Here is a 16,395-nt window from a genome sequence, read left to right as displayed (position 1 = left end):
AAAAGAGCCTCTCGCTAGAGGCTCTTTTTTATATTCCCTTTCCTTCTATTAAATCATTCGCCATTTTCCTAAATTCTTGATTAAATGCGTCATTCATACCATTTTGGACGTTAGAAAATAATATGACAAACGTTCGTTTATCCCAGTTAAAATTATTAAAAGTGTTCCAGCCAGCTAATACACCGTGGTTATGATAATAATCTGGGTAAATATAGAAACTAAATCCATATTTCCTTGCAGGTGATGCAGAAAACATATCTGATACACTTTGTTTAGAAAGTAGTTTACCATCCATAATAGCTTCATCTAACTTTTTCATATCTTCAACAGTCGTATACATTTCACCACAACCATACAGCCAGTTCATTTTTAAGCGCGGCGTGGCTATTAACTTATTATCTTTTTTCGTATACCCTTCTGCTAAGAAAATATCTTCTGGAAGTGTTGCGCCCATTCCAGATTCATTCATTTCAACGGGAGTCAAAATATTTTCTTTCACATATTCAGCAAGTGGTTTATTCGATATTTTTTCTACAATATATGCAAGCACCATATAATTATAATCTGTATATTTCCATCCTGTCCCTGCTGGAAATTGTAACGTTTGTGCCCCAATCCACGTTACTAATTTTAACCGTGATGCTGCGTCAACACTACCTTGTCCCTGTTCTGGTAATCCAGACGTATGTGTTAACAAGTTTCGTAACGTAATATTTTTATCTGCTGGAAACGATGGGATATATTTATTTACATTGTCTTCAATGTTCAACTTCCCTTTTTCTTTTAGTTGCATAATAGATATTGCAACAACTGTTTTCGTAATAGAACCAATGCGATATTTCGTTCTTGGCGTTGTTAATACTTGATCTTTCACATTCGCATAACCGTAGCCTTTTCGTAAAATCACATGACCTTTACTTGCTACAAGAACACTTCCATTAAATCCTTTATCTTTTAAGTACTGATCTAGTTTTCCAGCTGCAATTTCATAACGCTTTTTCTCATTCGCATCAATTTCCTGCTTAACATCTTTTTGCTTACTATTTACATTAGAAAATGCCTTTGCATCATATTTTTTTCCTTTATTTGCATGTATTAGTGTAACAATACTTCCACAAAAAACTGCAAAAATAAAGAAAACGATTAACCATTTCTTTAACATACTAGGAACCCTCTTTTATCTAGTTTCACTTAACGTACATCCATTCTATTTTATATCTTTTAATTATCAAGTATATTATAATATTATTTAATATTCACTCTGTTAAAACTAGATTCCTTTTTCTCATTTTCAATTTTGACTACTCTCTATTGTATTTCTTTCTTGCAAAATTTCCAACATACAATCGGATGCATTACACTATAATTTCAAATTCTTTTGTAACATTTGTTACATACTAAAAAGAATGGAGATGTAATATGAAAAACACCGATAAACGCAATCGTTTAGATGATAAGATGTTTCATTATCGGATAACAAAAAATAACATGGTATTAATCGAATATTACGAAAAACAGATTATAGTATTAAAAGGAAATGATGCTGAAAAATTTTTTAAATAAAATAAATCATGCAAATAACGATAAAGAAAAACAGCTAATTATGGCTAAAATTACAGGTAATTTCAAAAGAGGTAATGAACGAAATTGAAAACGAATCTCATTTACATTTTGATTATACAACAAATAAAAAAAGAAATGTCGCTCATTCAACATTTCTTTAGACTTTCTTCATAAAAAATTTACATTGCTAACATTCCTTCATTTTCTATAATTCCTATATAAGCTAACCGCTGAAATAGTTAGTAATACAACTATGCATAACCACGCATACGTATATCCCTTCTTATCTACAATATAACCAAATAAAGCAGGCGCAGCAATAATGGCAATTTGATTTAATGTAAGTGCAAAACTCACTGTCATCCCTACCGATTCTTCACTTGCTGATTCCGCAACTTCAGTTATAAAAAGACTAAACCATCCAATTGAAAAGAACCCTAACAACGCACTTACACCATACAATACATTCGTTATTGTATGTATGCTCATTACTAATATTAGAATGAAGAAAATAGAAATACAAACAGTTATAAATAGGAGGGTACGCCTATTCCCCTTATAAAATAAATCACTAGTAGCTGCTAATATAACCCTACCAACCATTCCAGAAAAGAACATAACGGAAAATACTTTTCCAGCTAAAATTGGCGTGATTGATTGTTCCAATACTAAAAATTTTATAAAGTGCGCAACTAACACCATTTGCAATGAAATCATACAAATGCCAGTTATATAAATTGCATACAACTCTTTTTTACACATCACTTCTTTTAACTGCATCCAAAAAGAAAGTTTACTACGTTCTTGTTTAACTTTCTCTTGAATATATGGTTCCTTATAAAATATAAAAAATAAAAACCCTCCAATTATACAAATACATGCAATACTATTTACCGCATAGGCCATATTATATTTTATTGTAAGAAACGGGATCAATACTCCCGCTAATGTACCACCAATCGGTATACCGGCTTGTCTAATCCCCATCGCTAACCCGCGATTTTCTTTTGAGAACCACTTCATTATCACCTTACTTCCTCCTGGCTGCGAAACACTATAAAACGTTCCTACTAATAAAAGTACAAAGAGTAACCCATTAAATCCATTGACCATATTAGTCAGTAAAAACGAACCTCCTAGTAAAAATGAACTTATCGAAATTAACAACTTTTCATTGTATTGATCAAGTAGCCGCCCGACAAAAAGCATACAAAATAGCGGTCCTATATTTACAACACTTACTAACAATCCAATCTCCGTATTCGTAAGTGCATATTCTTCTTTCCAAAATAAAGCAAACGCTCCAACACCATACGTTATAAGTGTCGCTGTTGTTTGAGCAACCGTCGCAAAAATTAACATAACCCACTTATAAGTACTATTCACCCTTTCTTCCATTAACACAATAATCCCTCCATCCCCTTCCATTGTATGAAAGTTCTGATATCATATAAAATAAAGATTTATCATGTAATCCATCAAAAAAAATGATACCTTTTCTGGAGGGATGATACTTGGATATAAAAGATTTAACTGTATTTTACGAAGTTGCGAAAGAAAAAAACATATCTCACGCAGCTAAAAATTTAAACTATGTACAGTCTGGCGTAACAATGCGTATGAAACAACTAGAAAATGAACTAGGTGTACCTTTATTTTACCGAAACGGAAAAGGTGTAACTTTAACTTCTAACGGTGAGATTTTATTAACATACGCTAAACAAATTATCCACTTAATGAATCAATCTGTTAAAGCAGTTCAAAGTAATGGGATCGAACCAAGGGGCACTTTAAAAATTGGATGTACAGAATCTACAACCGCTGTAAGACTTCCATCTATATTAACGGCCTATTATGAGAAATACTCAAAAGTCGAATTGATTTTAGAATCAAATACGACGGAACAATTGATTAGGCTTGTACTAGAACGAAAACTGGACGGAGCGTTTATAGCTGGCTCTACTCAGCATGCTGAACTTCATACAAATATATTTCGTGAAGAAGAATTAGTTCTCATTAGCAAAAAGCCTTTATCTTCCTTTAAAGACATAGGAGACATGAATTTACTTGCATTTAGTCACGGGTGCTATTATAGAAATTTATTAGAAGATTGGCTTCAAGAAGAAGGAATTTCACCTAAGCGAGTATTAGAGTTTGGAACAATTGAAGCAATACTCGCATGTGTAAAATCAGGTATGGGCATAGCAATTATGATGAAGTCTATTTTAAATGGTCATCAACATGACATATCATTCAACCCTTTGCCAAATAGCTTCAAAAAAGTTCCTACTACTTTTATTACTAGAAAAGATATATATCACTCTGCTGCATTACAAAAATTTATGGAGATGACTCACAATGCGTGAAAAGAAAATACGTGGTATGAAACGAAAAACAAACACTATGATAAAGCGAATTGAGGAACATACAAAATCGTTCCCTTCTACTTTCTATAACGATGAATATTGGAATATGCTATTGCCAGTTTCGCAAGCTTTTATTGACTCTCGTAAAACACCTAGAAAAGTAATACGGTTATGTATTCAAACCTTATTAAATCAAGCAAATCATTTAATAAATATGAAACCGAGCAATACACATACATATCGAGTTGTTGTTTTGATTTCTATAAATAATTTGTGGGATTCGCAAATCATTATATTTAAAAATGAGGACTACTTTCATAATTTCTTTAATAGAGATAGTGAATTTCAAAAATGGATTCTTCTTTCAAATGAAATTGATTTTTGGGAGACATGGGAAATGTCAGTTTGTCATTCCTTCAAAACGCTTCACTTTCAAGAAATTATTTATGATGCAGATGAATGCTATGAAAAAGAGATTCTGTTTATCGGAGAGTTAGATTAAAAAGGGTATACCTAAAACACTGGTATACCCTGTTCCACTTATTTTTCCTTCAATACACTATGTAATCGATCCGGATAATTTGTAAACATTCCTGTAGCACCCCATTTGATTAACAGTCTCATATCTGGTTTCTCATTAATTGTATAAGGGTGAATTAACAGTCCATTTTTCCTAGCCATTTTCATATAGGACTCATCAATAATTAGTTCCCCGTTATCATTACGTAAGTTTGGTCCAATACCAGCTGCATACTTTTTAATTTCTTGAAAATCATCATTTGTTACACTTTTCGGTTCATGTGTAATGCCAGACCATTCAACAATTTCATTGTTTTCATTTGGATAATACCAAAGCAATTGAACTAACGGAATATTTTCATTCATACTATGAATCTTTTTCAAACTATCTTTACTAAATGATTGAATCATAACACGGCTAGAAGACATGTTTTGGCCTACTAAATTATATTTTTGTAACAACGCCAACAATTTCTCTTCCATTCCTGGATACACATCTGGTGATTTTGTTTCAATATAATACTTCATACTTCTTCCATACTTTTGGAAGATTTCTTCAAGAGTTGGAACCTTTTGCCCAACATACTCTTGCTTAGCCTTTTCTGGATACGCTTTATTAAACCATGATCCAGCATCTAAACTCTTTATTTCGCTTAACGTTTTATCGCGTACTTCGCCTGTTCCATTTGTAGTGCGATCAACTGCTGTATCATGCATTGCAATTAATTGGCCATCCTTTGTTAATTGAATATCTAATTCTAAATAATCCGCTTTCATTTTTTTCACTAAATCATAAGAAGCAAAAGTATGCTCAGGTGCATGCCCACTTGCTCCGCGATGTGCAATATTTAAAAACTTATTCGTATTCCATTCATGCTTTCCTTCTGCTTTCGCATGAACAGCTCCCCCAGCAAACATACTTCCAGTCATAAAGAAAATAACTAAAACGCTAATAATCTTTCTCATTCTTCTAACCCTTCCTACGTTGCAAATTTCAACAAGCTAATGAGATTTACACGAAACAGAAGACACACTTTCATTATTTTTATAAACCTATATTAAAATTCCAATCTTACAAATGTTTTCTATATTATTAATATAGAAAACTAGTATTATCCTATTTAATTTCTATAACCCTCCTTTTCACATGTAACTCCCTATTTTGTACGGTTCATTCAATAAAAAAAGCCATAAATTATTTAGGCTACACTCCTGTGTCCCTAAATAAATTTATGGCTTTTCTCAAATATCTCCGGCCTCTATTAACTTGTCGAATTTAATCATATCAAATCTATTGAAATTTGTGAATATTTTTTTCAGTAGAGTGAAGCACATAAAACAATATTTCTGTAGTTACTTAAAAATCACATAATAAATTTCTCATTACCTCTTCCAATACTATATCTGGATTTACTACCGTTTTTTCCGAACGCCATCCGATAAAGCCATCTGGTCTAATTAATACAGCACCTCCATTCTCTATACCATATAATTTGCTAAAAATATCTTCTGGAACAACAAAGTCTCCACTTAAGCCAACACGATACCCTTTTATATTTATTCCTAATTTAGCTGAAACAGCATGTGCTGCCTCAGCCCAAGAACTATTTTCTACTCCTGTAAGTAATACAAAACTGTTACCGAATAAGTCTAATGTAGAAACTTTCTTCCCTTCATACGTTCCCCATAAATGTGGCGCTCGCGTTCCAGGTCTTCCGTTCAACTCTATGCTATCCATTCTATGCGGAGTGACTGAATCATCTATAATTGCCTCTGAACAATACTGATATCCAACTGTAACAGCTAAACCATCCATATTATTCAAACTGCCTTCCTCTCTATTCGCAGCACGAAACAGTAAACTACTTGCATAAGCTGTCGTTAATTTTGCAACAGAGTGTCTCTCCTCATGATATGTTTCTAACAGTTTTGGTTTTGCCTTCCCTTTTATAACAGCCGCTAATTTCCAAGCTAAGTTATGCGCATCTTGTATTCCTGTATTTGAACCAAATCCTCCTGTTGGCGGCATAATATGTGCTGAATCTCCAACTAAAAAGGTTCGATTCCCTTGAAATTTCACCGCTGTACTTTCGGCCGCTTCCCACGGTAAAACACTTAATATTTTTGATTCAACATTTGTACTTCCAATTGCTATTTGAATAATTTGTTTACAACGTTCTATAGTGAAGTCCTCTAGCCCCTCTCCTTTTAATGGATCGTAGGCTACATGATAAATCCATTTTTTTACGTTATCAACCGGGATAAGTGCACCAAGAACCTCCGGATGAAGTACCATCGAAAAACCGAATGCGTCTCCTTGTATAAACTCTCTTAAATCAGCTTCAAAATAAATATTCATATAATAGCCACCAATGGTTCCACGACCCTCAGTTTTAATCCCTAACTGCTCACGTATTTTACTTTTCGCTCCATCCGCTGCAATTACATAGTCACAATGTATGACACTTTCTTTGTCTGTTTCACGATTTCGAAGCTTTGTTTTTACCCCGTTTTCACTTTGTTCAAATGAAACTAATTCATGATAAAAAGATAGTTGCCCGCCTAGCGTTTTTTCTTCTTGTAACATCATCTCTTCTAAAATAATTTGATAACATGCAGTTTGTTTTGATGGACTAATCTTTTCTATTTTTTGAAGTAACTCTTCATCGTTTCTGTATTGCGTCGCTCTCATTTGTTCCAATTCTTCTTTATTCGCTTCAGCTATTGTATGAACCGCTATTCTTCCTCGGCAGTTCTCTAATGCTTTACCTGCCAATTTAATTCTTTTTTCCAAGCCTAATTCTCGAAATAACTCCATTGTACGTAAAGTAAGACCGCCTGCTTTCGGATGAATGGCAGTAGACGGATGCCTTTCAATAAGTAAGTACTCAATGTTATGTTTTGCAAGAAATAACGCAGACGCTAACCCAGATAATCCCCCTCCAACAATTAAAACTGGTACATAATTCGATTTCATATATTTCCCCTCCAAATCATTGTTCTGAGCTCAGTGACATAAATATAATCAAAAAAAACATTAAAATATAGACTTATATTTCATTTTGAATTATCATGTAGATAGATTACGCCCCAAAATTCCTTTTACCTTTTCATACATCTATAATCACCTGAATTGTGTCTGTATGAAAGTGTAAAACAAAAGAACGTACTTTACGTTGAACCATGTTCTATCGTAAAATTCAAAAATAATACAAACATTATAAGCGGTCGTAACCTTATGGATTATACAAGGTTACGACCGCTTATTTTATTGTTACATCATTTTTTGTTTTTAAAACCTCATCTATTGTGTTATGTAGTCCTTCCAATCCCTTTTCTATCTCCCTATAATTTTCAACAATAAAAAATTCATTCGTCTCGATTTTCTTTCTCAATATTGCACCTCATACAACAATCATGTAGCATTACCGTATCGAAGTAATGGTTCATCATCTTAAACCTTTCGACTAATTACCTGGAGGCAAAGTGATTGAAATGAATAAACAAGAACAATTAAATATTATAAAAAAAGATTTTATTGATTCTCAAAAAGTATTATTGGCAATTGGTGATGAAACGCGTCAAGCTATTTTATTAGTGCTAATGGAAACGGAATGTCAAACAGGATTACGTGTAGGAGAAATCACGAAGCAAACACACCTTTCCCGTCCAGCAGTATCACATCACCTTAAGATTTTACGAGAAGCTGGCATTATTTTAATGAGAAAAGAAGGTACAAAGAATTTTTATTATATTGATATACGTACAAAATTAGGTTTATTAAAAAATCTTGTATTAGATATTGAGAAGCTATTGCAAAACTTTTATTAAAACTTGGAGGTATAAGAAATGAAAGCAATGATAATTGATAGATATGGAAAAGTCCCAATGCGTATGGCAGAGGTACCTACTCCTGAAATAAATGAGTATGAAGTGCTCGCAGAAATTCATGCAGCTAGCATTAACCCAATTGATTTTAAAATACGCGACGGAAAAGTAAAAATGTTACTGAAATATGAAATGCCCCTAATCCTTGGTAACGACTTTGCCGGTGTCATCACGAAGGTTGGATCAAAAGTAACTCGTTTTAAAGTTGGTGATGAAATATATGCTCGTCCAAGAAAAAATAAGATTGGTACTTTCGCGGAGTATATAGCCATTCATGAAGATGATATAGCTTTAAAACCGAAAAATTTAAGTTTTGAGGAAGCTGCTTCGATTCCACTCGTTGGCTTAACATCATATCAAGCATTACATGACATCATGCAATTACAAAAAGGACAAAAGATTTTAATTCACGCTGGATCCGGTGGTGTTGGTACTTTCGCTATTCAGTTAGCAAAAATAATGGGTGCCATTGTTACAACGACTGCTAGTGAAGCTGGTGCGAATTTAGTAACGTCTCTTGGCGCAGATGAAATTATTAATTACAAAACAGAAAAATTTGAAGATATACTAAAAAATTATGATGCCGTATTTGATACAATCGGCGGTGCAACACTTGAAAAATCATTCAATATTATAAAAAGGGGAGGAAACATTGTTTCCGTTTCAGGCATGCCGAATGCTCGCTTCGGTAAAGAATTTGGTTCAGGATTCTTTAAAACTCTCTTATTTTCATTAGCCAGCAAAAAACTTACTGCACTTGAAAAAAAGCATAATGCTCAATATTCATTTTTATTTATGAAGCCAAGTGGGGATCAATTACGTACTATTGCAAACTATATTGAAGCTGGTGAAATCAAACCGGTAATCGATCGAGTTTTCCCTTTTGAAGATGCGCAAAAAGCAATGGAATATTCCGAGGCTGGAAGAGCAAAAGGAAAAATAATCGTAAAAATTAAGTAATAATAAAAACTCCATTTTTTTTAAAAATGGAGTTTTGTATTTGCTGTTAAATAGACATAGTGCAATGAAGTCCTTACAATAGATTGCAAGGGGAAATATTATATTATACTTTTAGTTAACTTTACAAAGAATATATACGTACAAATACATAATTTAAAATACAAAAAGGAGGAGATACAATGACTAAAAATAATGAAACAGGTTGGAATTTAGATAATAGTTATACGACTTTACCACAATCATTTTATACAGAAATCCCCCCTACTCCCGTAAGTTCACCGGAGTTAGTTAAACTAAACCATTCATTAGCGATATCTCTTGGCTTGACCCCTGAAGAACTGAAAAAGGAAGCTGAAATTGCTATTTTCGCTGGTAATGCACTCCCAGAAGGAGCTCATCCATTAGCTCAAGCATATGCTGGCCATCAATTCGGACATTTTAATATGTTAGGCGACGGTCGTGCTCTTTTAATTGGCGAACAAATTACTCCTTCAGGTGAGCGTTTCGATATTCAACTGAAAGGTTCTGGGCCTACTCCCTATTCACGCCGAGGAGATGGCCGTGCTGCACTCGGTCCGATGCTACGTGAATATATTATTAGCGAAGCAATGTATGCACTCGATATTCCAACTACCCGCAGTTTAGCAGTTGTCACAACCGGTGAACCAACCTATCGTGAAACAAAGTTACCTGGAGCAATTTTAACTAGAGTAGCTAGTAGCCATATTCGCGTCGGTACATTTCAATATGCTGCAGCTCGTGGTTCAATAGAGGACCTGAAATCACTAGCTGACTATACGATAAAAAGGCATTACCCAGAAATTGAATCTCATGAAAACCGATATACTGCATTACTACAAGAAGTCATTAAAAGACAAGCCAGTCTTATCGCAAAATGGCAACTTGTTGGATTTATTCACGGCGTAATGAACACTGACAATATAACGATCAGTGGCGAAACAATTGATTACGGTCCTTGTGCATTTATGGACAATTACGACCAAGGAACTGTATTTAGCTCTATTGACACACAAGGTCGTTATGCATATGGAAATCAACCATATATGGCCGCATGGGATCTAGCACGACTAGCTGAATCTTTAATACCAATTCTGCACGAAGATGAAGAAGAAGCATTAAAAATCGCTCAAGACGAAATTTCGAAATTTAGCGTACAGTATGAAAAACAGTGGTTCCTTGGAATGAAAAAGAAATTAGGACTATTTAGCAACGAAGAACAAGATCAATCACTTATTGAGCAACTTTTAAAAATGATGGAGAAATATAAAGCGGATTACACAAATACATTCCGTTCATTAACTCTTGATGCTATCGAAAATACAGCTCTATTTGAAAGTCCTGAATTTAAAGAATGGTACAAACTGTGGCAATCTCGATTAGAAAGACAAGAACAATCAAAAGAAAACGCCTACGAGATGATGAAAAATAATAACCCATCAATCATCCCGAGGAACCACCGTGTAGAAGAAGCACTAGAAGCAGCTGTTACAAATGACGACTATAGCGTAATGGAGCAACTTCTTGAAGCTTTATCAAACCCTTATGCGTATTCTACAGATCAAGAAGAATACTGCATTCCGCCTACACCGACGAATCGCCCTTATCGTACTTTTTGTGGGACTTGATTGTTTAATATGTAAAAAGGTGCGTTCATATAATTTGTGTGAACGCACCCTTTTTATATCCCCCCACTCAACTAAAACTTTAAAATGCACATCCCCCGATGCCATTTCTTTAATCCAAAACAAATTCTACACTATTCCAATAGACTTACTCGTAAGCTTGTTAAACAAATATTGAGAAATATAAAACATCATTTCTAAATATTTTTATTTTTGATACTATATTTTATAAGAATATTCAAAAAGTGAGGGGATTTCATGAGCGTTCAACTACAAGGTAATGAACAAATTACAAAATTATTTAATGACTGGTATAGAGCTATGTTACAGCATCAAACTACCCATGCAACAAAAATAAAAAAAGATATTGAAAATACCATCTCTAATTCAGAAGAAGATACAAACCTACAATTGTATTATTCACTTTTTAATTTCAGATACAAAATTTTAACAGATGGTTTAAATATTAATAAAGATGATTTTAATAAAATTGATTCTTTCCCACTTCCAGAGAATGGGCTATTTTCTTATTATTATCATTTTTTTAAGGCTATTCACAATACAATTATTGGAAACTACAATGCAGCAAAACACCTTTTCGAGAACGCTAAAAAGCTGCTAATACACGTATCTGACGAACTAGAGAATGCTGAATTTAACTACCGCTTAGCTGCCTATTATTATCAAACATATCAACCACTAGTAGCAATCCAATCTACAAATGAAGCTAAAGCGATTTTTTCAAAACATATAAACTGTGAAATTAATGTTGCTTTGTGTGATAACATCTTTGGTTTATCTTGTATTGATTTAAAACAGTTTGAACAAGCTGAAATTAGACTTGATTCAGCATTAAATATTCTACAGAAGTATTCAGAGGAGACTTTATCATTAAGAGTACGACATAATTTAGCTTGGCTATATGCAAGTCAAAACCTTTCAGAGTTAGCAATGCGTCATATTTCAGAGGTTACAACTAAGCAACCAAATCACTTTAAAGCACTTTTTGTTGAAGCACGTGAATACTACAAGCTTGGAGAATATACCCAGGCTAAAGAACTTATAAAAAAAGGATTAAACATCTCAAATAAACTAGAAAACAAAGAGTTTCAATATCGTTTCATGATTTTAAGAGAACTAAATAATAAAACTTCTATAAATGATTTAGAAATGATAATTTTGGAAGGAATTTCTTACTTTAAAACAGAAAACCTTTGGGAATGTATACAAGAGTACACTGATGTTCTAGCAAATATGTTTTATGAAAAAGAAGACCATATAAAAGCTAGTCAATACTTTTACATGGCCAATCAAGCAAGAAAAAAACATGAAGAAAAGGGAGCTTTGATATAATGAAAAAGATTAAATTGAGCATCATTGGCTTAGCTGTTATTAGCATCACAACTCTTGGGTTAAGCTTCACCTCAGAAACACCGAAAACACAGTTAGGATATGTAGCATTAAACATTGGGGACACCCCTGCACCACAAAGACCTGACCTTGTTCAATCCGTTGACGTAAGTAAAGACTACAACTCAACAACAACTGAAAAAGCACTTTAAAAAATGAAAGACCTTCAATTAAGAAGGTCTTTTTAAATACGCTTATTTAGAATATTTCTCTTTGATGTAGGCTTTATTTTCTCATCAACTCCGCAATCCTCTTACTCTCCTCACTACCAACTTTCTCAAGTTTCTCCACAACTAAATTCCGTCTCTCTACAGAATGATTTTGACTTAACTTCGCTTTTCCTTCTATTTTATTTATCTTTATTTTGAATCCAACTATTCCCTTACTTAATCCTGCCATATAATTCGGATCTACATCGTTTAATGAGTACGTGCTCTTTGAATCTTCATATGTATGTACTAATTCTTGAAGAGAGTCAATTAATTCCTGTTCATCCTCAACAATTTCTAATTCACCATATACATGCACTGCAACGTAATTCCATGTTGGTACTGCATTGTTTGTTTCATACCATAACGGAGAGATGTAACTATGTGGTCCTTGAAATATAGCTAGTACTTGCTGAGTCCCAATATCTTTCCACTGTTCATTCGGCCGTGCGAAGTGACCATGTAAAGTAAGGGTCTCCCTATTTAATAACAACGGCAAGTGCGTTGCATATGGTTCTCCGTTATGTTGAGAAAATAATGTCGCAAAGCTATTTTGTTCCATTATTTCGTACTTCATCTCTTCATCTTGTATTACGAAATATTTTGGTATGTACATAAGCTCCCTCTTTTCCGCTCTTTTCTATTTTATTTCCTATTATATTTAGTAACCGCATCAATCAACAGGGCCAGTTTGTATTTGTTTTATAATGGCAGCTTTCTATTTCAAAACAATAGGCAGCATGTATTCCATGCTACCTTAGTTTATTTTTTCTAATATATTTGTAATAAATACGGTCTTACCTTCAATATAACTAGATCGATTTTTCGACTCTCTTGCTAACTCTTCCTTCAAGTTTCCATACTCATTAGCTACTTCAGTATGTTCACGAAGGTAATCTCGAAACGCTATATGCCTTCTCAACTCTTCACTATTTTTATCACACACATATAAATGATGTTCCATCCAAACTGTATTTCCCTCGTTCCATGGAACGAACATATCCTTTCTTCCAAATGCCTCTCTTCCTTTAAAGCTCCATTCTAACTGATGATAGTACCCTATCTTCTCAAGTTTTTTTACTACCTCATGAAAAATTTCGTACTCTTCTATTACAACATCAATATCTAGTATTGGTTTTGATGCAAGCCCTTTAACAGATGTACTCCCAACATGTTCAATGGATAAAATGCTGTCTTCCATCACATCGTTAATGAGAGTTTGTAGCTTATTAAATTCACTTTCCCATTTGATGTTATATTCTTCGATAGTAATTCTCTGTTTCAACGTATCCCTCTCCTCAAAAGCAATTATAATCTTTGAATATGAGTATCCTTAAAATCCGTCTCATATTTCAATCCATATCCAAACATTCGATCCATTCCAATATGTGCTGTCCATATTAAGCCAATCATTATAACGGTATCTATCTTAAAATAGACACCTATTAGAACAATTAATATGGATATGATATATGTATGACATACGTTATATATTTTCGCACCAACGTGATTATTGATCCCATACGCTAACATGGATAAATCCGGCGCTAAAAGGAATACAAAAAATATAATCCAACTAAACTCATATATTGAATACATATAAATCGTGGCTAAAAATACAACCATTCCTTCAAAATGTACAATACGTTTTTGCATTATTTATCATTCCTATTTTTCTATATTTATTGATACATTTTCATCGCTGAAAGTGTTCTTTGCATTTTTTGACCAGATGGTTGCTAATATTGGCCCTGCAATGTTATGCCATACTGCTGCTAATACACTTGGGAGTGCAGCAGCCGGTCCAAAATGCAAAATACTTAGCTACATTACTTATCACTTCTAGTACTTTCATCCACTCAGCCCCTATCTTTTAATTGAAACACCTTATTCGGATTCAAAATATTTTGCGGATCAAGAGCTTTCTTTATTTTCTCCATTACAAATAATGCTGCCCCATGCTCTTCTTCTTGATACTTTCGTTTTCCGATTCCAACGCCATGTTCTCCTGTACACGTTCCTCCTCGTTTAAGAGCATACTGAACGATACTTTCATTTATTTCGTCTGCCTTCTTCACTTCCTCTTTATCATTTGTATCAATCATTAAGAGTACATGGAAATTCCCATCCCCAACATGACCGAGAATACCGCCAATAAGCCCTACTTTATCTAATACCTCTTTTGCATGTTGAATCGCTCCAGCTAATTCCGAAATTGGCACACATACGTCTGTACTCATTAGCTTTTTACCAGGATAACTATACACGTAAGAGTACGCTAAGTTATGTCTTGCATCCCACAGTTTATTTCTCGCTGCTGTTTCCATCTCAAATGCAATTTCTATACATTTATGATCAAGAACGATTTCTTTCGTAAATTCAATATCTTGCTTTAACCCTGCTTCATTGCCGTGAAACTCTAAAAACAGTGTCGGTTCTTCTCTGTAACTTGTTTCATTGTAATGATTTACTTGTTTCATAGATAATTCATCAACGAGTTCAATTCTCGCGATTGGAATACCTGCCTGTAATATGTTAATTACAGCTTCTACTGCATCATTTATAGTTGGAAACGATGCCCTCGCAGCCATAACATGTTCTGGTATACCGTATACTTTTAAAGTTAACTCCGTGAAACATCCAAGTGTTCCTTCTGAGCCTACGAAAATACCATTTAAATGATAACCTGATGATGACTTCGCCGCTAAATTCCCGGTATGTATTACTTCTCCATCAGCAAGAACGACTTCTAAATCTCGGACTTGATCACGCATTACCCCATACTTTACCGCTGTCGTTCCGCTCGCATTTGTAGCAGCCATTCCTCCTAACGTTGCATCAGCTCCTGGGTCTACACTAAAAAATAATCCATACTTTTTCAATTCTTTATTAAGCTGAGAGCGCGTCACCCCTGGCTGTACTCTCACAAGAAAATCCTTTTCTCTTATTTCAAGTATTTTGTTCATAAGAGAAAAGTCCATTGTAATTCCTTTTTCGTAAGGAATTACATGTCCCTCTAAACTGGACCCTACTCCAAATGGAACGACAGCTGTTCCGTGCTGACTCGCTATTTTCATTATCGTGCTAACTTCTTCGGTCGTTTTTGGAAAAACAACTACATCAGGTAAACTACTAACATGGTAAGATTCATCTTTACTATGTAACTCTCGTACTGTCATATTTATTACTACTCGATCTTCAGGAAGTATGCCTTTTAATTCATTTACTACATGTTCAATTGTTATTTCCATAATCAACTCTCCTTTTTAAATTTAAAACAAGTATACCATCTTTATACAAAATAATTAGAAAAATTAGATTTTTAAACCTAAACATACAAAAAAGAACCTGCAGCACACGCTACAAGTTCTTTCCCACTACATTTTAAACGATTTCTTTATTAACAACATAAACCAAATTAAAGTAACTGCCATCAACGAATGAGAAAATCCTACAATATAAGTTAACCCTTTAAAGTCAGCTCCATTTAACTGAAGAAGCCCTCTCGCTGCTAGCGAACCTAACATTAATGTTAATGCAATGTTATGTAAAACAAACCACTTATTAAACCCTTGCACTTCATGAAACGCGAATACTTTTGCTAATCCTAAAGCAATTAAAAAGAAGAAAAAGCCAAGTACAAGTGTATGTGTATGCAAAAGATTTAACAAAGTAGATCCTAAAATCCCTTTATACTTACCATACTCCCTAGCGAAAATCCCTGATAATAAACCGATAATCAAATACGTAAACGATGCATTATATAATTTCTTCATTATGTACCTCCTTGAGTAGAATGTGTAGTGTGTCATATTTAGTAATAATGATAGTTATATA

At 33.8% G+C, this 16,395-nt stretch carries 17 protein-coding genes and 2 pseudogenes; 8 read left to right on the top strand and 11 right to left on the bottom strand.

The genetic code is table 11. From position 1 onward, the window contains the following. Positions 1-28: 28 nt before the first annotated feature. Positions 29-1,162 (bottom strand): serine hydrolase domain-containing protein, encoded by a 1,134-nt coding sequence (locus tag DN404_RS06740; protein ID WP_000915193.1) that lies wholly within the window; start codon positions 1,160-1,162, stop codon positions 29-31. A 257-nt stretch (positions 1,163-1,419) separates the two neighbouring features. On the opposite strand from DN404_RS06740, the pseudogene DN404_RS06735 reads away from it, so the two are divergent. Then, positions 1,420-1,651 (top strand): annotated as a pseudogene (locus DN404_RS06735) (hypothetical protein). A gap of 110 nt (positions 1,652-1,761) precedes the next feature. On the opposite strand, the gene DN404_RS06730 reads toward DN404_RS06735, so the two are convergent. After that, complete coding sequence (locus tag DN404_RS06730) at positions 1,762-2,991, bottom strand: MFS transporter (protein WP_149214882.1); 1,230 nt, start codon at positions 2,989-2,991, stop codon at positions 1,762-1,764. An 86-nt stretch (positions 2,992-3,077) separates the two neighbouring features. Here DN404_RS06730 and DN404_RS06725 point away from each other — a divergent pair, with 86 nt between their 5' ends. Continuing rightward, the gene (locus DN404_RS06725) at positions 3,078-3,929 is read left to right on the top strand and encodes a LysR family transcriptional regulator (RefSeq protein ID WP_149214881.1); all 852 of its coding nucleotides are present in this window, start codon (positions 3,078-3,080) and stop codon (positions 3,927-3,929) included. Beyond that, positions 3,922-4,431: a DUF3916 domain-containing protein gene (locus DN404_RS06720; protein WP_149214880.1), complete on the top strand. Its 510-nt coding sequence runs from the start codon at positions 3,922-3,924 to the stop codon at positions 4,429-4,431. The genes DN404_RS06725 and DN404_RS06720 overlap by 8 nt, the downstream gene beginning before the upstream one ends. A gap of 38 nt (positions 4,432-4,469) precedes the next feature. Here DN404_RS06720 and DN404_RS06715 read toward each other — a convergent pair whose 3' ends face one another. The 3 genes from DN404_RS06715 to DN404_RS30905 all read right to left on the bottom strand — a co-directional run bounded on the left by DN404_RS06715 (position 4,470) and on the right by DN404_RS30905 (position 7,843). After that, the gene (locus DN404_RS06715) at positions 4,470-5,414 is read right to left on the bottom strand and encodes a glycerophosphodiester phosphodiesterase (RefSeq protein WP_046392928.1); all 945 of its coding nucleotides are present in this window, start codon (positions 5,412-5,414) and stop codon (positions 4,470-4,472) included. Positions 5,415-5,805: 391 nt separating this feature from the next. Next, positions 5,806-7,425: an FAD-dependent oxidoreductase gene (locus tag DN404_RS06710; protein WP_149214879.1), complete on the bottom strand. Its 1,620-nt coding sequence runs from the start codon at positions 7,423-7,425 to the stop codon at positions 5,806-5,808. Between the two features lie 286 nt (positions 7,426-7,711). After that, positions 7,712-7,843, bottom strand: a complete 132-nt coding sequence (locus DN404_RS30905) for a hypothetical protein (RefSeq protein ID WP_001227549.1) — start codon at positions 7,841-7,843, stop codon at positions 7,712-7,714. Between the two features lie 91 nt (positions 7,844-7,934). Between DN404_RS30905 and DN404_RS06705 the strand changes: the two genes are divergently transcribed. From DN404_RS06705 to DN404_RS06685, 5 genes are all read left to right on the top strand, one after another. Continuing rightward, the gene (locus tag DN404_RS06705) at positions 7,935-8,279 is read left to right on the top strand and encodes an ArsR/SmtB family transcription factor (RefSeq protein ID WP_000571870.1); all 345 of its coding nucleotides are present in this window, start codon (positions 7,935-7,937) and stop codon (positions 8,277-8,279) included. A gap of 18 nt (positions 8,280-8,297) precedes the next feature. Further along, complete coding sequence (locus tag DN404_RS06700; RefSeq protein WP_000646436.1) at positions 8,298-9,296, top strand: NADP-dependent oxidoreductase; 999 nt, start codon at positions 8,298-8,300, stop codon at positions 9,294-9,296. A 179-nt stretch (positions 9,297-9,475) separates the two neighbouring features. Beyond that, positions 9,476-10,942 (top strand): protein adenylyltransferase SelO, encoded by a 1,467-nt coding sequence (locus DN404_RS06695; protein ID WP_098212543.1) that lies wholly within the window; start codon positions 9,476-9,478, stop codon positions 10,940-10,942. Positions 10,943-11,197: 255 nt separating this feature from the next. Then, on the top strand, positions 11,198-12,292 hold the full coding sequence (locus DN404_RS06690; RefSeq protein ID WP_149214878.1) for a response regulator aspartate phosphatase: 1,095 nt from the start codon (positions 11,198-11,200) through the stop codon (positions 12,290-12,292). Further along, complete coding sequence (locus tag DN404_RS06685) at positions 12,292-12,501, top strand: hypothetical protein (RefSeq protein ID WP_000721431.1); 210 nt, start codon at positions 12,292-12,294, stop codon at positions 12,499-12,501. Before DN404_RS06690 ends, DN404_RS06685 begins: the two co-directional genes overlap by 1 nt. A gap of 73 nt (positions 12,502-12,574) precedes the next feature. Here the strand turns inward: DN404_RS06685 and DN404_RS06680 are convergent, their stop codons facing one another. The 6 genes and pseudogenes from DN404_RS06680 to DN404_RS06655 all read right to left on the bottom strand — a co-directional run bounded on the left by DN404_RS06680 (position 12,575) and on the right by DN404_RS06655 (position 16,334). Beyond that, positions 12,575-13,174 (bottom strand): FMN-binding negative transcriptional regulator, encoded by a 600-nt coding sequence (locus tag DN404_RS06680; protein ID WP_000275839.1) that lies wholly within the window; start codon positions 13,172-13,174, stop codon positions 12,575-12,577. Positions 13,175-13,315: 141 nt separating this feature from the next. After that, entirely contained in the window at positions 13,316-13,843 is a 528-nt protein-coding gene (locus DN404_RS06675) for a GrpB family protein (protein WP_000813613.1), read from the bottom strand. Positions 13,844-13,866: 23 nt separating this feature from the next. Next, positions 13,867-14,214: a DUF4260 domain-containing protein gene (locus DN404_RS06670; RefSeq protein ID WP_001172063.1), complete on the bottom strand. Its 348-nt coding sequence runs from the start codon at positions 14,212-14,214 to the stop codon at positions 13,867-13,869. A gap of 12 nt (positions 14,215-14,226) precedes the next feature. Then, positions 14,227-14,382, bottom strand: a pseudogene (locus DN404_RS06665) (bile acid:sodium symporter family protein); the annotation flags it as partial. A 35-nt stretch (positions 14,383-14,417) separates the two neighbouring features. Then, positions 14,418-15,809 carry an FAD-binding oxidoreductase gene (locus DN404_RS06660; protein ID WP_149214877.1) on the bottom strand — a complete coding sequence of 464 codons (1,392 nt, stop codon included), beginning with the start codon at positions 15,807-15,809 and terminating at the stop codon, positions 14,418-14,420. A gap of 126 nt (positions 15,810-15,935) precedes the next feature. Beyond that, on the bottom strand, positions 15,936-16,334 hold the full coding sequence (locus DN404_RS06655; protein WP_000737896.1) for a DUF2871 family protein: 399 nt from the start codon (positions 16,332-16,334) through the stop codon (positions 15,936-15,938). Between the last annotated feature and the right edge of the window lie 61 nt (positions 16,335-16,395).

The organism is Bacillus sp. TE8-1 (assembly GCF_008368855.1).
Taxonomy (GTDB): domain Bacteria; phylum Bacillota; class Bacilli; order Bacillales; family Bacillaceae_G; genus Bacillus_A; species Bacillus_A cereus.
The sequence above is the reverse complement of the archived record's forward strand: the minus strand, read 5'-3'. Positions and strand labels throughout refer to the sequence as shown.

Excerpts from the sequence above, each read along its gene's own strand:
- DN404_RS06740 (WP_000915193.1), bottom strand. The coding sequence starts at position 1,162 with ATGTTAAAGAAATGGTTAATCGTTTTCTTTATTTTTGCAGTTTTTTGT.
- DN404_RS06730 (WP_149214882.1), bottom strand. The coding sequence starts at position 2,991 with ATGGAAGGGGATGGAGGGATTATTGTGTTAATGGAAGAAAGGGTGAAT.
- DN404_RS06720 (WP_149214880.1), top strand. The coding sequence starts at position 3,922 with ATGCGTGAAAAGAAAATACGTGGTATGAAACGAAAAACAAACACTATG.
- DN404_RS06715 (WP_046392928.1), bottom strand. The coding sequence starts at position 5,414 with ATGAGAAAGATTATTAGCGTTTTAGTTATTTTCTTTATGACTGGAAGT.
- DN404_RS06710 (WP_149214879.1), bottom strand. The coding sequence starts at position 7,425 with ATGAAATCGAATTATGTACCAGTTTTAATTGTTGGAGGGGGATTATCT.
- DN404_RS06700 (WP_000646436.1), top strand. The coding sequence starts at position 8,298 with ATGAAAGCAATGATAATTGATAGATATGGAAAAGTCCCAATGCGTATG.
- DN404_RS06695 (WP_098212543.1), top strand. The coding sequence starts at position 9,476 with ATGACTAAAAATAATGAAACAGGTTGGAATTTAGATAATAGTTATACG.
- DN404_RS06690 (WP_149214878.1), top strand. The coding sequence starts at position 11,198 with ATGAGCGTTCAACTACAAGGTAATGAACAAATTACAAAATTATTTAAT.
- DN404_RS06685 (WP_000721431.1), top strand. The coding sequence starts at position 12,292 with ATGAAAAAGATTAAATTGAGCATCATTGGCTTAGCTGTTATTAGCATC.
- DN404_RS06680 (WP_000275839.1), bottom strand. The coding sequence starts at position 13,174 with ATGTACATACCAAAATATTTCGTAATACAAGATGAAGAGATGAAGTAC.
- DN404_RS06670 (WP_001172063.1), bottom strand. The coding sequence starts at position 14,214 with ATGCAAAAACGTATTGTACATTTTGAAGGAATGGTTGTATTTTTAGCC.
- DN404_RS06660 (WP_149214877.1), bottom strand. The coding sequence starts at position 15,809 with ATGGAAATAACAATTGAACATGTAGTAAATGAATTAAAAGGCATACTT.
- DN404_RS06655 (WP_000737896.1), bottom strand. The coding sequence starts at position 16,334 with ATGAAGAAATTATATAATGCATCGTTTACGTATTTGATTATCGGTTTA.